The organism is Methylobacterium adhaesivum (assembly GCF_022179065.1).
In the GTDB taxonomy this organism is placed as follows: domain Bacteria; phylum Pseudomonadota; class Alphaproteobacteria; order Rhizobiales; family Beijerinckiaceae; genus Methylobacterium; species Methylobacterium adhaesivum.
On sequence record NZ_BPQD01000001.1, the window covers coordinates 18,469 to 35,704 of the forward strand.

The following is a 17,236-nucleotide window of genomic DNA, read 5'->3' on the forward strand; positions in this document are numbered from 1 at the left end:
CCCCCGGAATCGCTGGTTCCGCCACGCGACATCCCGCCCCTGCAGGCGACCGCCCATGAAAAACCCTCCGGCGCAGGGCACCGGAGGGTCGCAGGGCGTCCTGCGGACGGGACTACTCGGCGGCGTGAAGCACCGGCATCTCGGAGGCCAGCGGCATCGGGTTGCCGCCGAGTGCCGCGGCAAGCTTGTCCTCGTCGACCTCGCCTTCCCAGCGGGCGACGACGATGCAGGCCACGGCATTGCCGATGAAGTTCGTCAGCGCACGGCACTCGGACATGAAGCGATCGACACCGAGAATGAGGGCCATGCCGACCACCGGCACCGAGGGGACCACCGCGAGGGTCGCGGCGAGCGTGATGAAGCCGGAGCCCGTGACGCCGGCGGCACCCTTCGAGGACAGCATCGCCACGAGGAGCAGCAGGGCCTGCTCGCCGTAGGTGAGCGGCGTGTCCGTGGCCTGCGCGATGAAGAGGGCCGCCATGGTCATGTAGATGTTGGTGCCGTCGAGGTTGAACGAATACCCGGTGGGGACCACGAGGCCGACCACGGGCTTCGAGCAGCCGGCGCGCTCCATCTTCTCGAGCAGCGATGGCAGGGCCGACTCGGACGACGAAGTGCCGAGCACGAGGAGCAGCTCCTCCTTGATGTAGCGGATGAGCTTGAGGATCGAGAAGCCGTTGTAGCGGGCCACCAGCCCGAGGACGCCGAGCACGAAGATCGCGGAGGTGAGGTAGAACGCGCCGACCAGGTAGGCGAGGTTGGCGAGCGAGGCGATGCCGTACTTGCCGATGGTGAAGGCCATGGCGCCGAAGGCGCCGATGGGGGCCACCTTCATGATGATGTTGACGACGCCGAAGATGGCTTCCGACAGCACCTTGATGATGTCGAGCACGGGCTTGCCGCGGTCGCCGAGGAAGGCGAGGCCGAAGCCGAACAGCACCGAGAAGAACAGTACCTGCAGGATCTCGCCGCCCGCGAACGCGCCCACGGCCGTCGACGGGATGATGTTCATGAGGAAGTCGGTGATGGTCTGCGTCTTCGCCTTCTCGGCGTAGAGGGCGATGGCCTTGGGATCCAAGGACTTCGGATCGATGTGCATGCCCGCGCCCGGCTGGACGAGGTTCGCCACGATCAGGCCGACGATGAGCGCCAGCGTCGAGAAGGTGAGGAAGTAGAGCAGCGCCTTGCCGCCGACGCGGCCGACCTTCTCGAGATTCGTCATGCCGGCGATACCGGAGACCACCGTGAGGAAGATCACCGGCGCGATGATCATCTTCACGAGCTTGATGAAGGCGTCGCCGAGGGGCTTCATGTCCGCGCCGAGCTGCGGGTAGAAGTGGCCGAGCGCGATGCCGATGGCCACGGCGACGAGAACCTGGAAGTACAGGGTCCGGTAGACGGGCTTGGGCTTGGCGGGCGGATGCGGGGCGGTGAGGGGTGACGGTACGGCAGCCATGGGGCGTTCTCCCGGTTGAGCGATGAGGACCATCGGTTGGGAGCGGCGCGTGAGGCCGTCTCCGTCCGACTTTTGGTGTTGTCCGATGGGCTCGCACCCGCCGGCCGCTCGCCCCGCACGAAATGCAGGGCTGCGTTTCGACCAGGGAATGGCAACCGGCATGCCAGACGGGGAACCGATGCAAGGTTTCGTTAACGTGTTGATCCAAGGCTGATTTTTTCGATGCCGCCTGTGCCCGCCTCGCCGGCCGATCCGAGAATCCGCACGGGGGCGGGCGCAGCCGTGCGGGAATCCGCACTTCGGCCCGTCCCGTGAGGGCGGCCCTGCCCGATCCCGCCGGGCTCACCGCGCGGCGGCGGCGCGGCCTCGCCTGGGCTCTGAGCCTCGTCACCATGCTGGTCGCGGCCTGGATCGCCGGGCGCGCGGCCGAGCGCTGGGCGCTCGCCGACCTGCACCGCACGGCCCGCACCACCCTGGAGCTCCACGTCCTGGCCCTGCACGCCGAGATGCAGAAGCAGGCCTCCCTGCCGCTCGCCCTGGCGGCGGACCCGGAGATCGCGGCCGTCGCCGGGCAATCCTTGTCGCAGGACCTCGTGGCGCGGGTGAACCGGCGCCTCGCCGAGGTGGCCTCCGCCACGGGGGCGGCGGTGATCTACGTGATCCGTCCCGACGGCATCACCGTGGCGGCGAGCAACGCCGGGGCGGAGCGCAGCTTCGTCGGTCGCGACTACGCCTTCCGCCCCTACTTCCGGCAGGCCGTGGCCACGGGCGCGGGCTCGCAGTTCGCGCTCGGCACCGTCAGCGGCCGGGCGGGGCTCTACCTCGCGCGCCGGATCGGCGGCACCGGCGGCGTCGTGGTGGTCAAGATCGAGTTCGACGGGATCGAGGCCGCGTGGCGGGCGGGCGGCGACGGCGTGTTCGTCGCCGATGCCCGCGGCATCGTCCTCGTGGCGAGCGATCCCGCCTGGCATTTCACCACCCTGCGCCGGATCGACGAGGACGAGCGGCGACGCATCCGCGAGGCCCTGGAATTCGGGGCGGCCCCGCTCACGGAATTGCCGCTCCACGCCGTGCCGGGCGCAGCCGGCCTGGTGCGGATCGGACAGGGGGCGACGCCCGCCCGCACGGCCCTCGCCCTCGACGCACCGATTCCCGGCACGGAGTGGCGCCTCCACACCCTCACCCCCACGGGCGGCGCCCTCGACCGCGAGCGGGCGCAGGCCTGGATCATCGCCGCCCTGGTCACGGGCTCGGCCTGCCTCGGCGTCGCGACCCTGGCCGACCGGCGCCGGCAGGGGCACCGGCGCCTCGCCGAAGCCTCGGCTCGCCGGGAGGAACTCGAAGGCCGCGTGGCGGAGCGGACCCTCGCCCTCACGGACGCCAACCGGATGCTGCGCCTCGAGATCGAGGAGCGCCGACGGGTCGAGGCCGAACGCCAGCGGGCGGAGGCCGAGCGCGAACGCCTGGGGCGCGAACTCGCCCAGGCCGGGCGCCTCGCGGCCCTGGGCCAGTTCGCCGCCAGCATGGCCCACGAGATCAATCAGCCGCTCGCCGCCATCCGCTCCTACGCCGACAACGCCGCGATCCTGATGCAGCGCGGCCGCACCGAGGAAGCCGCCGAGAACACCGTGGCCATCGGCCGCCTCACGGATCGCATCGGCGCCCTCACCCGCCAGCTCAAGGGGTTCGCCCGGCGCGCCTCGCCCCGGCGCGAGCCCGTCGCCCTCGACGCGATCCTGCGCAACGGCCTCGAACTGGTGGAGGCGCGCGCGCGCACCGCCGGCATTCCCCTCGTGACGGAGGCGGGCCAGGCCGGGCTTCACGTGCTGGGCGACGGGCCGCGCCTCGAACAGGTCCTCGTCAACCTGCTGCAGAACGCCCTCGACGCCGTGGCCGGGCGGCCCGATCCACGGGTGACGCTCCGGGTGACCACGAGCGGGGACCGGGTGGCGATCACCGTGCACGACACCGGCCCCGGCCTGCCGGAGGACGTCCGGGGCCAGGTGTTCGATGCCTTCTTCACCACGAAGACCGACGGCCTCGGCCTCGGCCTCGCCATCGCGCGCGGCATCGTCGAGGATTGCGGAGGAAGCCTGACGGCGGCGGACGATCCGGCGGGCGGGGCCGTGTTCCGCCTCGATCTCGCGCGGGCCCCGTCGCATGGCACATCCAGGGATAAAGCCCCGGCGGCGGCCGGGCACGAGGAGGCGGCAACGTGAGCGGGACAGCGGACGGACAACCATCCTCGGAGCGGGTCGTGTTCATCGACGACGAGGCGGAGGTCTGCCGCGCCAACCGCCAGAGCCTCGAACTCGACGGGTTCACCGTCGAGACCTTCGGGGCCGCAGGACCGGCGCTGGCCGCCATCATGGCCGATCCGCCCGGCCTCGTGGTCACCGACGTGCGCCTGCCCGACCTCGACGGCGTCGCCTTGTTCGCGCGCCTGCGCAGCCTCGATCCGGACCTGCCCGTCATCCTCATCACCGGCCACGGCGACATCCGCATGGCGGTGAGCGCCATGCGCGACGGGGCCTACGATTTCCTCGCCAAGCCCTATCCGGCGGAAAGCCTCCTGGCCTCGGCGCGGCGCGCCCTGGAGCGCCGCCGCCTCGTCCTCGAGAACCGTGTCCTGCGGGCGACCCTGGATGCGGCGGTGGAGGAGGACCCCGCCTTCCTCGGCGTTTCGCCCGAGATGGTGCGCCTGCGCGGCCTCGTGCGCGAGGTGGCGCAGGCGGATGTCGACGTCCTCGTGTTCGGCGAGACGGGCTCGGGCAAGGAGGTGGTGGCGAGCGCCCTGCACCGCTGGAGCCGGCGGGCACGGCGCAACTTCGTCGCCATGAATTGCGGGGCGTTGCCCGACAGCGTCGTCGAGAGCGAGCTGTTCGGCCACGAGGCCGGGGCCTTCACCGGCGCCCTCAAGCGCCGGGTCGGGCGCATCGAGCACGCGCAGGGCGGCACCCTGTTCCTCGACGAGATCGAGAGCATGCCGCTCAACCTCCAGGTCAAATTCCTGCGCGTGCTGCAGGAGCGCTCGGTGGAGCCGCTCGGCACCAACGAGGTTCGCGCCATCGACATGCGGGTGGTGGCGGCGACCAAGGTCGATCTCGGCCAAGCGGCGGCACAGGGCACCTTCCGCGACGACCTCTATCACCGCCTCAACGTCGTCACGATCCCGATCCCGCCGCTCCGCGACCGGCGCGAGGACGTGATGCTGCTGTTCCAGGAATTCCTGACCCGGGCCGCCGCCCGGTTCGGCCGCGAGGCGCCCCCGGTCACGCCGGCCGTACGCGACCACCTGCGCCGGCACGACTGGCCCGGCAACGTGCGCGAACTCGGCCACTTCGCCGAGCGACACGCCCTCGGCCTCGGACGGACCGAGGCGGCGGCACCCGAGGCTGCCACCGCCGGTACGCTGGCCGAGCAGGTCGACCGGTTCGAGCGCGGCCTCATCCGCGAGGAGCTGTTCATGGCCGGCGGCGACGTGCGGCTCGCCGCCGAATCCCTCGGAACCCCGCGAAAAACCCTCTACGACAAGATCGCCCGCCACGGCCTGACCCCGACGGATTACCGGTAGCCCGGCGATGCCTTCAGGTGACGCCGGGCCCGCGATGACCCGGGGGCCGCCGGACGTGCCGCCCCTTCCCTCTCCCGAGCGGGGGCTGCGCGACCGGCCGGTCCGCGGTCTACGCGGCCTTGCGGGCTCCCTTGGCCTTGGCTCCGGACCGGCCCTTGGCGGGCGTCCCCTCCTCGGACTCGGTGTCCATCTCGCCGTCGGTCTCGTCCTCGCTCTCCTCATCGGCCTCGGCGTTGAGGGTCTCGGCGATCTTCGACAGCAGGGCGTCGGTCTTTTTCTCTTCCTGCAGGGTCTCGTCGAGGAGCGCGGCGGCGTCTTCGTGGCCGAGCTGACTGGCCCAGGTCTTCAGGGTGCCGTAGCGGGCGATCTCGTAATGCTCGACGGCCTGGGCGCAGGCGGCCAGGACCGCGTCGGCGGCCGGGCTGCCCTCGAACTCCTCCAGATCCTCCTCCATCTCGGAAACGATGCCCTGCATCGCCTCGCAGGTCTTGGCGCGGGCGGGCTTGCCGATGATCTCGAACACCTGGGTCAGGCGTTCCACCTGGCCCGCGCTCTCTTCGGCATGGGTCTCGAACGCCTGGCGCAGTTCGTCGTTCTCGGCGTTCTTGGCCGCCTTCTTGAGGGCCTTCACCGACTGTTTCTCGGCGTAATAGACGTCCTTCAGGGTCTCGTAGAAGGCGTCGTCGAGGGTCTTCGTCTTGGTCGCCATGGGGTCCTCGCGTCCTTTGGAAGCGGTCGCCGTCGCCCCGCACCGAAGGGCCGGAACGGGGTGGTCGTCGGCGGCGTCGGTCAGTGGGCAGGCAACGCGACCCCGGGGCATCGGCTCCCGGCGATATTTTCCGGCCGCGCCGGAACCGGGCCGCGAATCCGGCGCGGCACCGCCGCGTCGTGATGCCGGAACGCCCCCACGCCGGCCAAGCCTGTGCTATGAGGCCCCGATATCCACTTCGGCGGCGGCCCCGGCGGGACCGCGACCGGGGCGGCTGCGAGGCTGTGCGGCGTGGGGAGGGTGAGAATGGGCGCACGGAACTTCCTCCCACGACGGGACCGCGCGTCCGACCGGGATGTCCGCCCCCGGATGGCGCGATGCGGATGCGGACCGCGCGCGGACGCGGGATGACGGACACGCCTCCCCTCGCCACCGATCCGGATCGCCTCGCGGCCCTGGCGGCCCACGGCATCCTCGACACGCCGCCCGAGGCGGGCTTCGACGGCATCGTGCGCCTCGCGCGCCTCGTCTGCGCCGCCCCCGTGGCCCTCGTCAGCCTGGTCGCGGCCGACCGGCAATGGTTCAAGGCCCGCATCGGCTTCCCCCCGATGGAGACGGATCTCGGCTCGTCCGTCTGCGTCCACGCCCTCGGGCGCCGCGACCTCCTCGTCATTCCCGACCTCAGCCTCGACCCCCGCACCCGCGACAATCCCCTCGTCACCGGCGCGTCCGCGATCCGGTTCTATGCCGGCGCGCCCCTGAACACGCCCGACGGCGAGACCCTCGGCACCCTGTGCGTCATCGACGAAATCGCCCGCCCGGAGGGACTGACGCCGGACCAGGCCGAGGGCCTCACCGCCCTGGCCGAGCAGGTGATGAGTCAGCTCGCCCTGCGCCGGGCCCTTGCCGAGCGCGACGCGGCCTTGACGGGTGAGCGGCGCGAGCAGGCCCGGGCGGTTGCCGATGCGGCGCGCCTGGAGACGATGATCGCCACCCAGCAGGTGGTGGCCTCCACCACGGCCGATCTGGACCCGGTGTTCCGTGCCGTGGTCGAGGCCGCCCTGTCGGCCATCGAGCATGCCGACTTCGCGGCCATCGCCCTGCGCGACGGCGACGACCTCGTCTGCCGCACGGGCGCCGGGCGCGCGGCGGATCGGGTCGGCCGGCGCACCCCCATCGCCGGTACGGCGTGGGGCGAGGCCCTGTCGAACGAGCGGCCCCTGGTCGGCGGCGATCCGGACGGAAAGGCCCGCGGGGATCGCACCGCGCGAATCACGATTCCGGTGCAGCGCCACGGCGTCGCCGTGGGCATCCTCGAGGTTCGCTCGCGGACGCGCGAGGCCTTCGATCCGCGCGATATCCTGATGGCACAGATGCTGGCCGGCCTCGCCGGCGCGGGCTTCGGCGACGTGGCCGAAGCCGTGACCCGGCAGGCCCTGCGCGACGCCGAGAACCGCTACAAGGCGATCTTCGACAGCGCCGTGGATTTCGCCATCGTGGCGACCGATCCCGAAGGCCGGATCACCGACTGGAACACCGGCGCCGAGGCGATCCTGGGCTGGCCGGCCGATATTGTGCGGGGCCGGTCCCTCGACATCTTCTTTACGCCGGAGGACCGGCGCGACGGCGTGCCCGAGCGCGAGGCGCGTGTCGCCCTCGCGTCCGGCTCCTCCTCCGACGTACGCTGGCACCAGCGCCGCGACGGCCACCGGTTCTGGGCCGTCGGCCGCATGATGACCCTGCGCCACGAGGACGGCAGCGTCCGGGGCTTCCTCAAGATCCTGCAGGATCGCACGGCGGAGTGGCGGCGCGAACGGTGCCTCGACCTCCTCAGCCGGGCCTCGGCTGCCCTCATGACCGCCACGGACCCGACGGCGGACCTGCTGCCGATCCTCGATCGGGGCGCCGACGCCCTCGGGTTCTGCGAGTGCCACGTCTGGACCCTGGCGCCGAACCAGCGGGACTTTCACCTGACGCAAGCCCTCGGCGTGGCGCCGGAGGCGCGGGCCGCCCTGGGCCCGGCGCTCCTCGACGCCCCCTTCCTCGGTTCCGCCGCCGGGACGGGGGAGCCCCTTGTCCTCTCGGGCCTGCAGGCGGACCGGACGGCGCGCCACCAGAGCGCCCGCGAGGCCGGCCTCGACGCCTTCGCGGCCTTTCCCGTCACCGGGCGCGCGGGGCTGGCGGGCGTGATCTCGTTCGCGCGCCGCGACGCGCCCGCCTTCGACCGGGAGGCCCTGCAGGTCTTCGCCACCCTCGCCCGCTTCATCTCCGTCACCCGCGAGCGCCTCGACGACGAGGCAGCCCTGCGCGGGAGCGATGCCCGGTCGCGGCGCGCCCAGAAGGCCGGCGGCATCGGCACGTTCGAGGCCGATGTCGGATCGGCCTTCATCACGGTCTCCCCCGAGTTCTGCCGCGTGTTCGGCCTGCCCGACGCGGGCAGCTATCCCGTGACGGTGATCGAGGCCCTGATCTTCCCCGAGGACGCCCACCTGCGCTCGGACGCCGCCCGCCGCGCCAACGGCACCGCCGTGCCCGAGATCGAGTACCGCATCCGCCGCGCCGATGACGGGCGGGTCCGCTGGATCGAGCGCCGGGGCGAGTTCGCCCGCGACGCCGACGGCCGGATCACGAGCCTGTACGGCACCGTGTCGGACGTCACCGGCCAGCGCGCGGCCCGCGCGCATATCGAGGCGCTCCTCGACCTCGGCGACCGCCTTGCGGAGGTCGCGAGCGCCGCCGAAGCCCGCGCCATCGCGGCCGAGGTCCTCGGCCGCACCCTCGGGGCCGGGCGCGCCGCCTACGCCGCCGTCGACGCCGCCCGAGAGACGCTCACGATCATGGAGGACTGGACCGCGCCGGGCGTGGCCAGCGCCGTCGGCACCGTTCCGTTCGCGGCCCTGCCGGGCACGATGGAGCGTCTGCGCACCGGCCGAGCCCTCGTCTGCGCCGATGCCCTGGCGGAGGTGCGTCTCTCCGACGACGCCTCGACCTATCGCGGCCTCGGCGTGCGCGGGCAGATCAAGGTGCCGCTCCTTCGGGCCGGCGCCCTCATCGGCCTGTTCCTCGTGCAGGAGGAAGCGGCCCGGGTCTGGAGCGTGGAGGAGGTGACCTTCACCCGGGGCGTGGCCGACCGGATCGACGCGGCGCTCGCCCGCCTCAGGGCCGAGGAGCAGCAGGATCTCCTCAACCACGAACTCTCGCACCGCATGAAGAACCTGCTGGCGATGGTGCAGTCCATCGCCACGCAGACCCTGCGCAACGCCACCCGCGTCGACGAGGCGCGGGACGTCCTCGCCGGCCGCCTCGTCGCCCTCGGCCGCGCCCACGACCTCCTCATGGGGGCCGCCCTCACCAGCACCCGGATCGAACCCGTGGTCCGGGGCGCCCTGCAGGTCCACGAGGACGGGCACGCCCGCTTCCGGGTCGCGGGCCCCAGCATCGAGATCGGCGCGGACCGGGCCGTGTCCCTCGCCCTGATGCTGCACGAACTCGCCACCAACGCAGCCAAATACGGCGCCCTCTCGAACGAGACCGGGCGGGTGGACATCACGTGGGAGATCCGGGACGAACCGGGCGAGCCGCACCTGCGCTTCGCCTGGATCGAGGCCGGCGGTCCGCCGGTGGCGCCACCGACCCGCAAAGGCTTCGGCTCGCGTTTCATCGAGCGGGGACTCGCCTCGCAGGTCGGGGGCAGCCTGGCCCTCGACTACCGGCGCGAGGGCGTCGCCTGCGTCATCGTCGCGCCCCTCGCGGCGTTTCGCGGCGACGGCCACGCGCCGGGCTAAAGCCTCGTCCCGAAAGGTGGCCTCCGGCTTTCGCAGAGCCCGAGGGCCGCGCACTGCGCGGCTTGGCGCCGATACTGCATCCCATCCTCCACCGAAGCCTCAGGCCCGCCACCGCCCATGACCGATCCTCACCCGGCCCGCCCGGACGCCCGCCTCCGGCCTCCTCGAAGCGCAGCGTCCGCCCGGATGGCCGCGCCGGGGGCCAAGCGTTGAGCGAGCTCGACGACTGGGCCGAGCGCCGGCGCCTCGCCGAGCAGGCGCGCGGCGAGCGGCCGTGGTCCCTGTGGGGGCCGTACCTCGCCGAGCGGCAATGGGGCACCGTGCGCGAGGATTACAGCCGCGACGGCGATGCGTGGCGCTCCCTGCCCCACGACGAGGCGCGCTCGCGCGCCTACCGCTGGGGCGAGGACGGCTTGGCCGGCCTCTGCGACGAGCGTGGACATCTCTGCCTGTCGCTGGCCCTGTGGAACGGCCGCGACCACATCCTCAAGGAGCGATTGTTCGGCCTCACCAACGAAGAGGGCAACCACGGCGAGGACGTGAAGGAGGTCTATCACTACCTCGACGCGGTCCCGAGCCACGCCTACCTCAAGATGCTCTACCGCTATCCGCAGGACGCTTATCCCTACGCGGACCTCGTGGCGGAGGGGCGCCGCCGGGGCCGCGACGAACCCGAATACGAGATCGAGGACACGGGCATCTTCGACGGGATGCGGTTCTTCGACGTCACGGTCGAGTACGCCAAGGAGGATGCCGACGACATCCACGCGGTGATCACGGCGGTGAACCGGGGCCCCGAGGCCGCCGATCTCCACCTCGTGCCGCAGCTGTGGTTCCGCAACACCTGGTCGTGGAACGGGGCGGCCGCGCGTCCGCGCCTGGAGATCGGGGCGGACGGCGCCGTCGCCTGCGCCCATCCGCGTCTCGGCCCCTACCGCCTCAGCTTCGACGGCGCGCCGGAGGTGCTGTTCTGCGAGAACGACACGAACCTGCGCCTGCACGGCTGGCAACCCGACGCCGCCGGTCCGTTCAAGGACGGTCTCCACGCGGCCATCGTGGGCGGCGACGAATCCGCCGTTCGGCGCGACGGCGGCACCAAGCTCGGCCTGCACTACGCCTTCCGCCTCGCGCCGGGCGAGACCCGGCGCGTCTCCTTACGGCTCGCGGCCGGGCGGCGCGCCCGCCCCGTCGATCGCGAGGGCGCCATCCTGCATCGCCGCATCGCCGAGGCGAACGCGTTCTACGGCGGCCTACAGGACGGCATCGCGGATGCGGAGTCGCAGGCGATCTTCCGGCAGGCCGCCGCCGGCCTGATCTGGTCGAAGCAGCTCTACACCTACGACGTGCGCCTGTGGCTGAAGGGCGACCCGCTGCAGCCGACGCCCCCGCGCGAGCGCGACGGCGGCCGCAACACCCAGTGGCGCCACTTCGCGGCGGCCGACGTGCTCTCCATGCCCGACACCTGGGAATATCCCTGGTTCGCCGCCTGGGATCTCGCCTTCCAGTGCCTGCCGCTGGCCCTCCTCGACCCGGATTTCGCCAAGCGGCAGCTCCTGCTCCTCACCCGCGAATGGTACATGCACCCCAACGGCCAGCTCCCCGCCTACGAGTGGGAGTTCGGCGACGCCAATCCGCCGGTCCATGCCTGGGCGGCCTACCGGGTGTTCGAGATCGACCGCGACCGGCGCGGGGGCCGGGGCGACCTCGCCTTCCTCGAGGGCGTGTTCCACAAGCTCCTCATCAACTTCACCTGGTGGGTGAACCGCAAGGACGCCGACGGCCGCAACGTGTTCCAGGGCGGCTTCCTCGGCCTCGACAACGTCGGGGTGTTCGACCGCTCGCGCCCGCCCCCCGGCTTCGGCCGCATCCACCAGGCCGACGGCACCGCCTGGATGGCGATGTACGCCCTGAACATGATGCGCATCGCCCTCGAACTGGCCCTGCACAACGACGTCTACGAGAGCACCGCCTCGAAGTTCTTCGAGCACTTCCTCCTCATCGCCGAGGCCATGACCGACATGGGCGGCGAGGGCGGCGGCGAGGGCTTCGGCCTGTGGGACGAGGAGGACGGGTTCTACTACGACGAGGTCGACATCCCCGGCGGCGGCATGCTGCCCTTGCGGGTGCGCTCCGTGGTGGGCCTCGTGCCGCTCTTCGCCGTCGAGGTGATCGAGCCTTCCGTGCTTCAGCGCCTGCCGGATTTCTCGCGCCGCATGAACTGGGTGCTGGAGAACCGCCCGCATCTGGCCTGCCTCGTCTCCCGCTGGACCGAGGGCGGCGTCGGCGACCGCAAGCTGCTGTCGCTGCTCCGCGGCCACCGCATGAAGGCGCTCCTGCGGCGGATGCTCGACGAGGCCGAGTTCCTCTCCGACCACGGCATCCGCTCCCTGTCGCAGGCGCACCGCGAGACGCCCTACGCTCTCAACGAGTTCGGCGCCCGGTTCACGGTCCGCTACGACCCGGCGGATTCGACCTCGAACATGTTCGGCGGCAACTCCAACTGGCGCGGCCCCGTGTGGATGCCGATGAACTACCTCATCGTCGAGGCGCTGCGCCGCTTCCACACCTATTACGGCGACGATTTCCTCGTCGAATACCCCACGGGCTCGGGAGTCTCCCTGACGCTGGCGGCCATCGCCGACGCCCTGGAGGACCGGCTCATCGGTCTGTTCGCAAAAGGGCCGGACGGGCGCCGCCCGATCTTCGGGGACCGCGAACCGATCCCCGCGGCGCCGGGCGAGGACGACGCCCTGCTGTTCCACGAGTTCTTCGACGGCGACACCGGCCGGGGCCTCGGCGCCTCCCACCAGACCGGCTGGACCGCCCTCGTCCTCAACCTGCTGCATCACCGGGCGCGACGGCCGGGCGCGGGGGAGGAGACCCTGCCGTGAGGGGCGGGCTTGGGCCGGGCACGGGCATCCGAGCGGTGGCGCCTCCCCTTCAACCGGCCTTTGGAGTCGTAATCCCGATCCGAGGCTTGGTTTTTTGGGGGGAGGGCTGCAGAGGGTGGGGAGCGGAACCTGACACTTTGCCCTAGAGCGGACGTTCCGCACCCAACCCAACCGCGTCATAGCCGGCATTCAATCGCATTCTCCAAAGCGGACGCTCTTCGTACCGCCGATCAAACACGCGAAATGTAAGCGCGACCGTACGGAGGAACGCTTTACCCTCGTCCAGCCCATAATGCTTCATTGGAAAGGTATCCGATGGCTTAAATAGAAAGTTCTGACGGTCGTTACTCTTCGGTTGTACCGCCCTCGACCATTCCGGACCACCGCACTGAAGCATCCCGATCGAACTCTGGAGACGTCGCAGCAAAGCTCGTCGTAGGTTCGCGCGCCGAAAACATCATGGATGCTCCGATGGCGACGAGACCTGCCATCGCTCGGAGATCGTCCCGCTGGCGAGGATCATTCGAGACCGCTTCCGCTTCCCGCTGAAGCCGGAGATTGGACGGCGAACGTCGCCGCCACGATCCGTTTCCAAGACGGTATGGCAATCGCGCGGACGGAGTCTGTCATGGATCACCCGTGGTTCGATGGGACGGCGGCCGTGGCCGCCCTGTAGATGTCGGAAGCTTCCATGACCGCACGGCCCTGGCCGCGGCGCGCGACGGCGAGCATGGCGCGGCCGATCACCTCGGTTGTCAGGAGTTGCGAGGGGGCGATGCGGCGCAGCAGATGCAGCACCGGGCCGGCCAACCGGTAGAGAAGACGGTAGGACGTGGTCTTCGAACGTTCGCCGTGCATCGGCAGGATCACGGCCGGCCGGAACATGAAGGCCCCCGCGAACGGCAACGCCTGCAGCGCATTCTCGGTGCGTCCCTTGACACGCGCCCACATGCTGCGCCCGCGTCCGCCACCATCAGTGCCGGCCCCGGACACGTAGACGAAGGTCATGTCGGGATCGAGCAGGGCCATCCTCTCCGCCACGGCCAGCGTCAGGTCGTGGGTCAGCCGGACGTACTCGGCCTCGGTCAGGCCGGAGGACGTCACCCCGAGGCAGAAGAAGCAGGCGTCGTATCCCATCATCTCCCGCCATGCCGTCGGTCCGGGATCGAATAGGTCCTGGACGATGGTCTCGTGCAGCTTGGGATGCGCGCGTCCGGTCGGGGTGCGTCCGACCGCCCTGACCTCGGTCACGTCGGAGGCGAGCAGGCATTCGCGCAGGACGCCCGCACCGACCATGCCGGTGGCGCCGAACAGCAGGATTCTCATGGGGCCGATCCTAGTGCAGGGAGCGCCAGCGCGCCGGCGTCGTGCCCTCCAGGCTCCGGAAGGCGCGGTAGAACGAGTTCGTGTCGTCGTAGCCGAGCAGGTAGGCGACCTCGTTCATGTCGAGGGCGGGATCGGCGAGGTATTGGCGCACCAGCTCCCGGCGAACGTCGGCGAGGATTTGTCGGAAGCTGCCGCCCTCCTCGGTGATGCGCCTCTGAAGAGTTCGGGCGGTCAATCCCAGTTCCTGCGCCACCGCGCCGACGTCGGGCGCCTGACCGGCCAGGAGCCGCTTCAGCACCCACTTCACCTGCTCAGTGATCGAGACTTTGGACAGGTGCTCCTGCCTCTGACGCGCGAGATGAGGGTCGAGCACGTCAAGCATCTCGGGATTGTTCGAGACCATCGCCACATCGAGGTCCGACCGGTTCAGGACGAGCACGCTCCGGTCCGCGCCCTGCACCACAGGACAGCCGAGGTATTCCGCATGCCGAGCCACGTCCCGGCCGGTCCCCGACAGTTCGAGGCGACGGGGCCGGATATCCCGGCCCGTCCCACGTCGCCCGAGCTCGACGAACGCGGCGAAGGCCGCGTCGACGAGCACCGGGGGCGCCTCCTCGCTGGCGAGCGGCCAGGCGAGACTGATGCTGAACGTGTCGCCGTCCTCTTCCAGGATCATCTCCTCGGGCGAGCACAGTGCCTTGAAGCGGGCGACCCGCGTGAGTGCATCGCGGAGGTCGCGGGCGTAGTACGCGGCGAGGAAGGCCGGCGGTAGGGTGCCAGGCTCCATGCCGGTCACCAACCTCAACCCGACGCCGGAGTCCGACGACAGCGCCTGCAAGGATCGCCACAGCGAGAAGTATTGCGCTGTGGTGACCTGCGCGCGGGCATCGGCGGCGAGGGTCGCCGGAAGCCGTGCATGTCGTAGTACCGCGGTCGGGGTGAGCCCGACGGCGTCGAGCCCTTGCCAGAAGGCCGGGGCGACCTTGAATCGGTCGGGAGGACACGACGCCATCTCAGGTTTCCCTACTTGGCTTGGAAGCCGCCATCGATGTTCAAGACGTGCCCGGTGACGAAGGACGCCTCGTCGGAGAGCAGCCAGACGATACCGTTGGCGATCTCCTCGGGACGGCCCATCCGGCCCATCGGGTGCATGCCGGAGATCATCGTCTCGTCGTACTGCCCGAGCTCGATCTGCTTCTCGATCAAGTCGGTCTTGATGGCTCCGGGCGCGACGGCGTTGATGCGGATGTTCTTGGTTGCGTAGTCGAGGGCGCCGGACTTCGTCAGTCCGACCACCGCATGCTTGGTCGCGGCGTAGGTGCCGGCCCAGGGAATGCCGTTCAGGCCGGCGATGGACGCCAGGTTCACGATAGCGCCACCGCCCTGTCGCTCCATCTGATGGATCTCGTGCTTCATGCAGAAGTACAGGCCCAGGACGTTGGTCTGCAGCATGCCGTTGAAGGCCTCGGTGTCCGAAGCGCCGATGGTCTTGTTCTCGTTCGAAATACCCGCGTTGTTCACCGCGAGGTCGAGCCTGCCGTAGCGGGAGACGATGTCCGCGATGGTCCGGCCGACGGCCTCCTCGCTGTCCACGTCGCAGTTGACGAAGGAGGCCTCGCCACCGGCGGCCTCGATCTCCTGGACGGCCTGGCGTCCGCGGTCATCGCGACGGCCGGTGAGCACGACTTTGACGCCGCGACGCGCGAGGATCAGCGCCGTCGCCTTGCCGATGCCGGTCGCTCCACCGGTGATGAGCGCGATCTTGTCGGTCATGAATGGGTCCGTTCGTGTCTGAGCCAAGGATGCCGCCTCCGAAGTGCCCGGGGCGATCAACCAAGACATCGACGGTTTGCATCGTCTTCGAACTAGCGCGTCATGCCAATCGACTTGCAATAATTGCCATTCGGTATGCGCGATCCGTGGGAGGTCGACGTGGCGCAGGCTGGCTTTCGGGGAAGGCGAGCATCAAAGGCCATTCGGCCGTTCGAAATGGGTCAGATCCCCTTTTGAGCAAATCGCCTCTCGCCGAATGTCTGCTTATCCGTATCGTGATCCGAAAGCAGATCGTCGCAAAACCACCCGACCCGGTCGTAGAGCGGGCGGTGAGGACCCGACTCAACCCAGCCGTCTAAGACGCAGTCTGAGCATTCCGAAAGCGGCCGTTCGTCAGCCCTGCGGCAACTTCGGCTCGGGATGGGAAGCGGACATCCTAACATTGTATGCCTGTCCGCATTAACCCCCGTCTGTCAGAACTGTTTAAGTTCACGACGAGGGGGGGGGATGAGATGCATCGGGGTCTGAGCGGTCGAGCGATAGTTGAAGTTCTCGCCGTGGTTCTGCTGACGCCATTGGTTTGCGGAACCGTACATGGGCAAACTCTTCCCGGCGCTGCGATAGCTGGCGCAGGTTCAAATCATAGGTCACTACCGCCGGAAAGCCAGCGTGTGGACCCGTTGATTGATGGCTCCCGTTTCAGTTCTGCCCCAGCGTGGGATAATAACTTCTGCCTTATCTGGACCGATAGTTGTTCTACCTGTTCGCGCAATGAAGTGCAGGGGCAAATAATATGTCAGAAGCATAATTATGGCGAGTGCAGCCCTAAAAATGTCCAATGCAAAAAGATGGACATGACTGTTATGCACCTATCATGCGCTCGTTATTATGATGGCGTAAATTATTGCACTCCGAGGTTCGTGGATGGGAATTTGCGCGGAGGGCTATGCACGGTTATGGGTATCCCCGTAGGCTCGCCGTCTCGTACAAATTTCCAGTGCCTCGAAGACTGGAGCTTTCAGGAGAAGTGGTATTGCTCGCGTGACACTCCAAAAGCGGAACGACATGCATGCGACGCTGATCAGATCGCGAAGGCAGCAGCAGAGCGCGCGGCACGTCCAGAGATCAGCTTCCCCGGCTTGAGACGCTGAATGTCCGCTATGGGTCGGGACCTGTGAGTCCGCTCTACGACCAGGTCGGGTGGTTTGCAGACTTCCAACTATACGCCGCAGCAGGCATACCCTCGCCATGAACAGCCCTTGTTGTGAACGGATGTCCGCCGACCTTCAACACAGGTGCGACGTGCATCCGGATCGATCTGAATGCCCCGACGCTTTCATCGCAAAGGTGCAGGGCGGGTATGGCCTTATGGTGCACGACGGTGGGAGCAGCGTTGTAGAGATTGCCTTCTGTCCGTGGTGTGGATCGAAGCTCCCGCCAATTGCACGGTTGATCCTCGAAGATGAGGAAGACGACTAAGTCCGCTAGAGGTCGCAAGCGGTCCCCGTCGCTATGTCCGTCTTGGTGCATCCGTCGCCCGTAAGCGGACAGGCTGAAAACCACCCAATCCAGTCGTACGCCCTGGTCCACCGCGCTGCCTCAGAGTGGCCGTTCCGACCTTCCGTAACGGGTCGCAAGCAGAAACCATCGGACGTGGAGAATGCCCCACCCGTCGAACGGATCGTCCCTCCCCCGCCAGAGCCGACAATCGGATCACCCACC

At 69.4% G+C, this 17,236-nt stretch carries 10 protein-coding genes; 5 read left to right on the forward strand and 5 right to left on the reverse strand.

All coding sequences use genetic code 11. From position 1 onward, the window contains the following. Positions 1-112 precede the first annotated feature (112 nt). Positions 113-1,456, reverse strand: a complete 1,344-nt coding sequence (locus MFF01_RS00090; RefSeq protein ID WP_238221088.1) for a dicarboxylate/amino acid:cation symporter — start codon at positions 1,454-1,456, stop codon at positions 113-115. A 311-nt stretch (positions 1,457-1,767) separates the two neighbouring features. Here MFF01_RS00090 and MFF01_RS00095 point away from each other — a divergent pair, with 311 nt between their 5' ends. Both MFF01_RS00095 and MFF01_RS00100 read left to right on the forward strand, forming a co-directional pair. Further along, complete coding sequence (locus MFF01_RS00095; protein ID WP_373319572.1) at positions 1,768-3,675, forward strand: sensor histidine kinase; 1,908 nt, start codon at positions 1,768-1,770, stop codon at positions 3,673-3,675. Next, positions 3,672-5,030: a sigma-54-dependent transcriptional regulator gene (locus tag MFF01_RS00100; protein WP_238221089.1), complete on the forward strand. Its 1,359-nt coding sequence runs from the start codon at positions 3,672-3,674 to the stop codon at positions 5,028-5,030. Before MFF01_RS00095 ends, MFF01_RS00100 begins: the two co-directional genes overlap by 4 nt. A gap of 109 nt (positions 5,031-5,139) precedes the next feature. Here the strand turns inward: MFF01_RS00100 and MFF01_RS00105 are convergent, their stop codons facing one another. Further along, complete coding sequence (locus tag MFF01_RS00105) at positions 5,140-5,739, reverse strand: YciE/YciF ferroxidase family protein (RefSeq protein ID WP_238221090.1); 600 nt, start codon at positions 5,737-5,739, stop codon at positions 5,140-5,142. A gap of 407 nt (positions 5,740-6,146) precedes the next feature. Here MFF01_RS00105 and MFF01_RS00110 point away from each other — a divergent pair, with 407 nt between their 5' ends. Together MFF01_RS00110 and MFF01_RS00115 are read left to right on the forward strand one after the other, a co-directional pair. After that, positions 6,147-9,524 carry a GAF domain-containing protein gene (locus tag MFF01_RS00110; protein WP_238221091.1) on the forward strand — a complete coding sequence of 1,126 codons (3,378 nt, stop codon included), beginning with the start codon at positions 6,147-6,149 and terminating at the stop codon, positions 9,522-9,524. Between the two features lie 209 nt (positions 9,525-9,733). Further along, positions 9,734-12,415, forward strand: a complete 2,682-nt coding sequence (locus MFF01_RS00115) for an MGH1-like glycoside hydrolase domain-containing protein (protein ID WP_238221092.1) — start codon at positions 9,734-9,736, stop codon at positions 12,413-12,415. A 633-nt stretch (positions 12,416-13,048) separates the two neighbouring features. Here the strand turns inward: MFF01_RS00115 and MFF01_RS00120 are convergent. Genes MFF01_RS00120 through MFF01_RS00130 form a run of 3 tightly spaced genes read right to left on the reverse strand, consistent with a single transcriptional unit; the run spans position 13,049 to position 15,514 of the window. Continuing rightward, a complete protein-coding gene (locus MFF01_RS00120; RefSeq protein WP_238221093.1) occupies positions 13,049-13,741 on the reverse strand; it encodes a Rossmann-fold NAD(P)-binding domain-containing protein in 693 nt (230 codons plus the stop codon). A gap of 10 nt (positions 13,742-13,751) precedes the next feature. Then, complete coding sequence (locus MFF01_RS00125) at positions 13,752-14,753, reverse strand: AraC family transcriptional regulator (protein WP_238221094.1); 1,002 nt, start codon at positions 14,751-14,753, stop codon at positions 13,752-13,754. Between the two features lie 11 nt (positions 14,754-14,764). Then, complete coding sequence (locus MFF01_RS00130) at positions 14,765-15,514, reverse strand: SDR family NAD(P)-dependent oxidoreductase (RefSeq protein ID WP_238221095.1); 750 nt, start codon at positions 15,512-15,514, stop codon at positions 14,765-14,767. A 1,272-nt stretch (positions 15,515-16,786) separates the two neighbouring features. Between MFF01_RS00130 and MFF01_RS22130 the strand changes: the two genes are divergently transcribed. Further along, positions 16,787-16,993 carry a DUF6980 family protein gene (locus MFF01_RS22130; RefSeq protein WP_373319573.1) on the forward strand — a complete coding sequence of 69 codons (207 nt, stop codon included), beginning with the start codon at positions 16,787-16,789 and terminating at the stop codon, positions 16,991-16,993. Positions 16,994-17,236 lie beyond the last annotated feature (243 nt).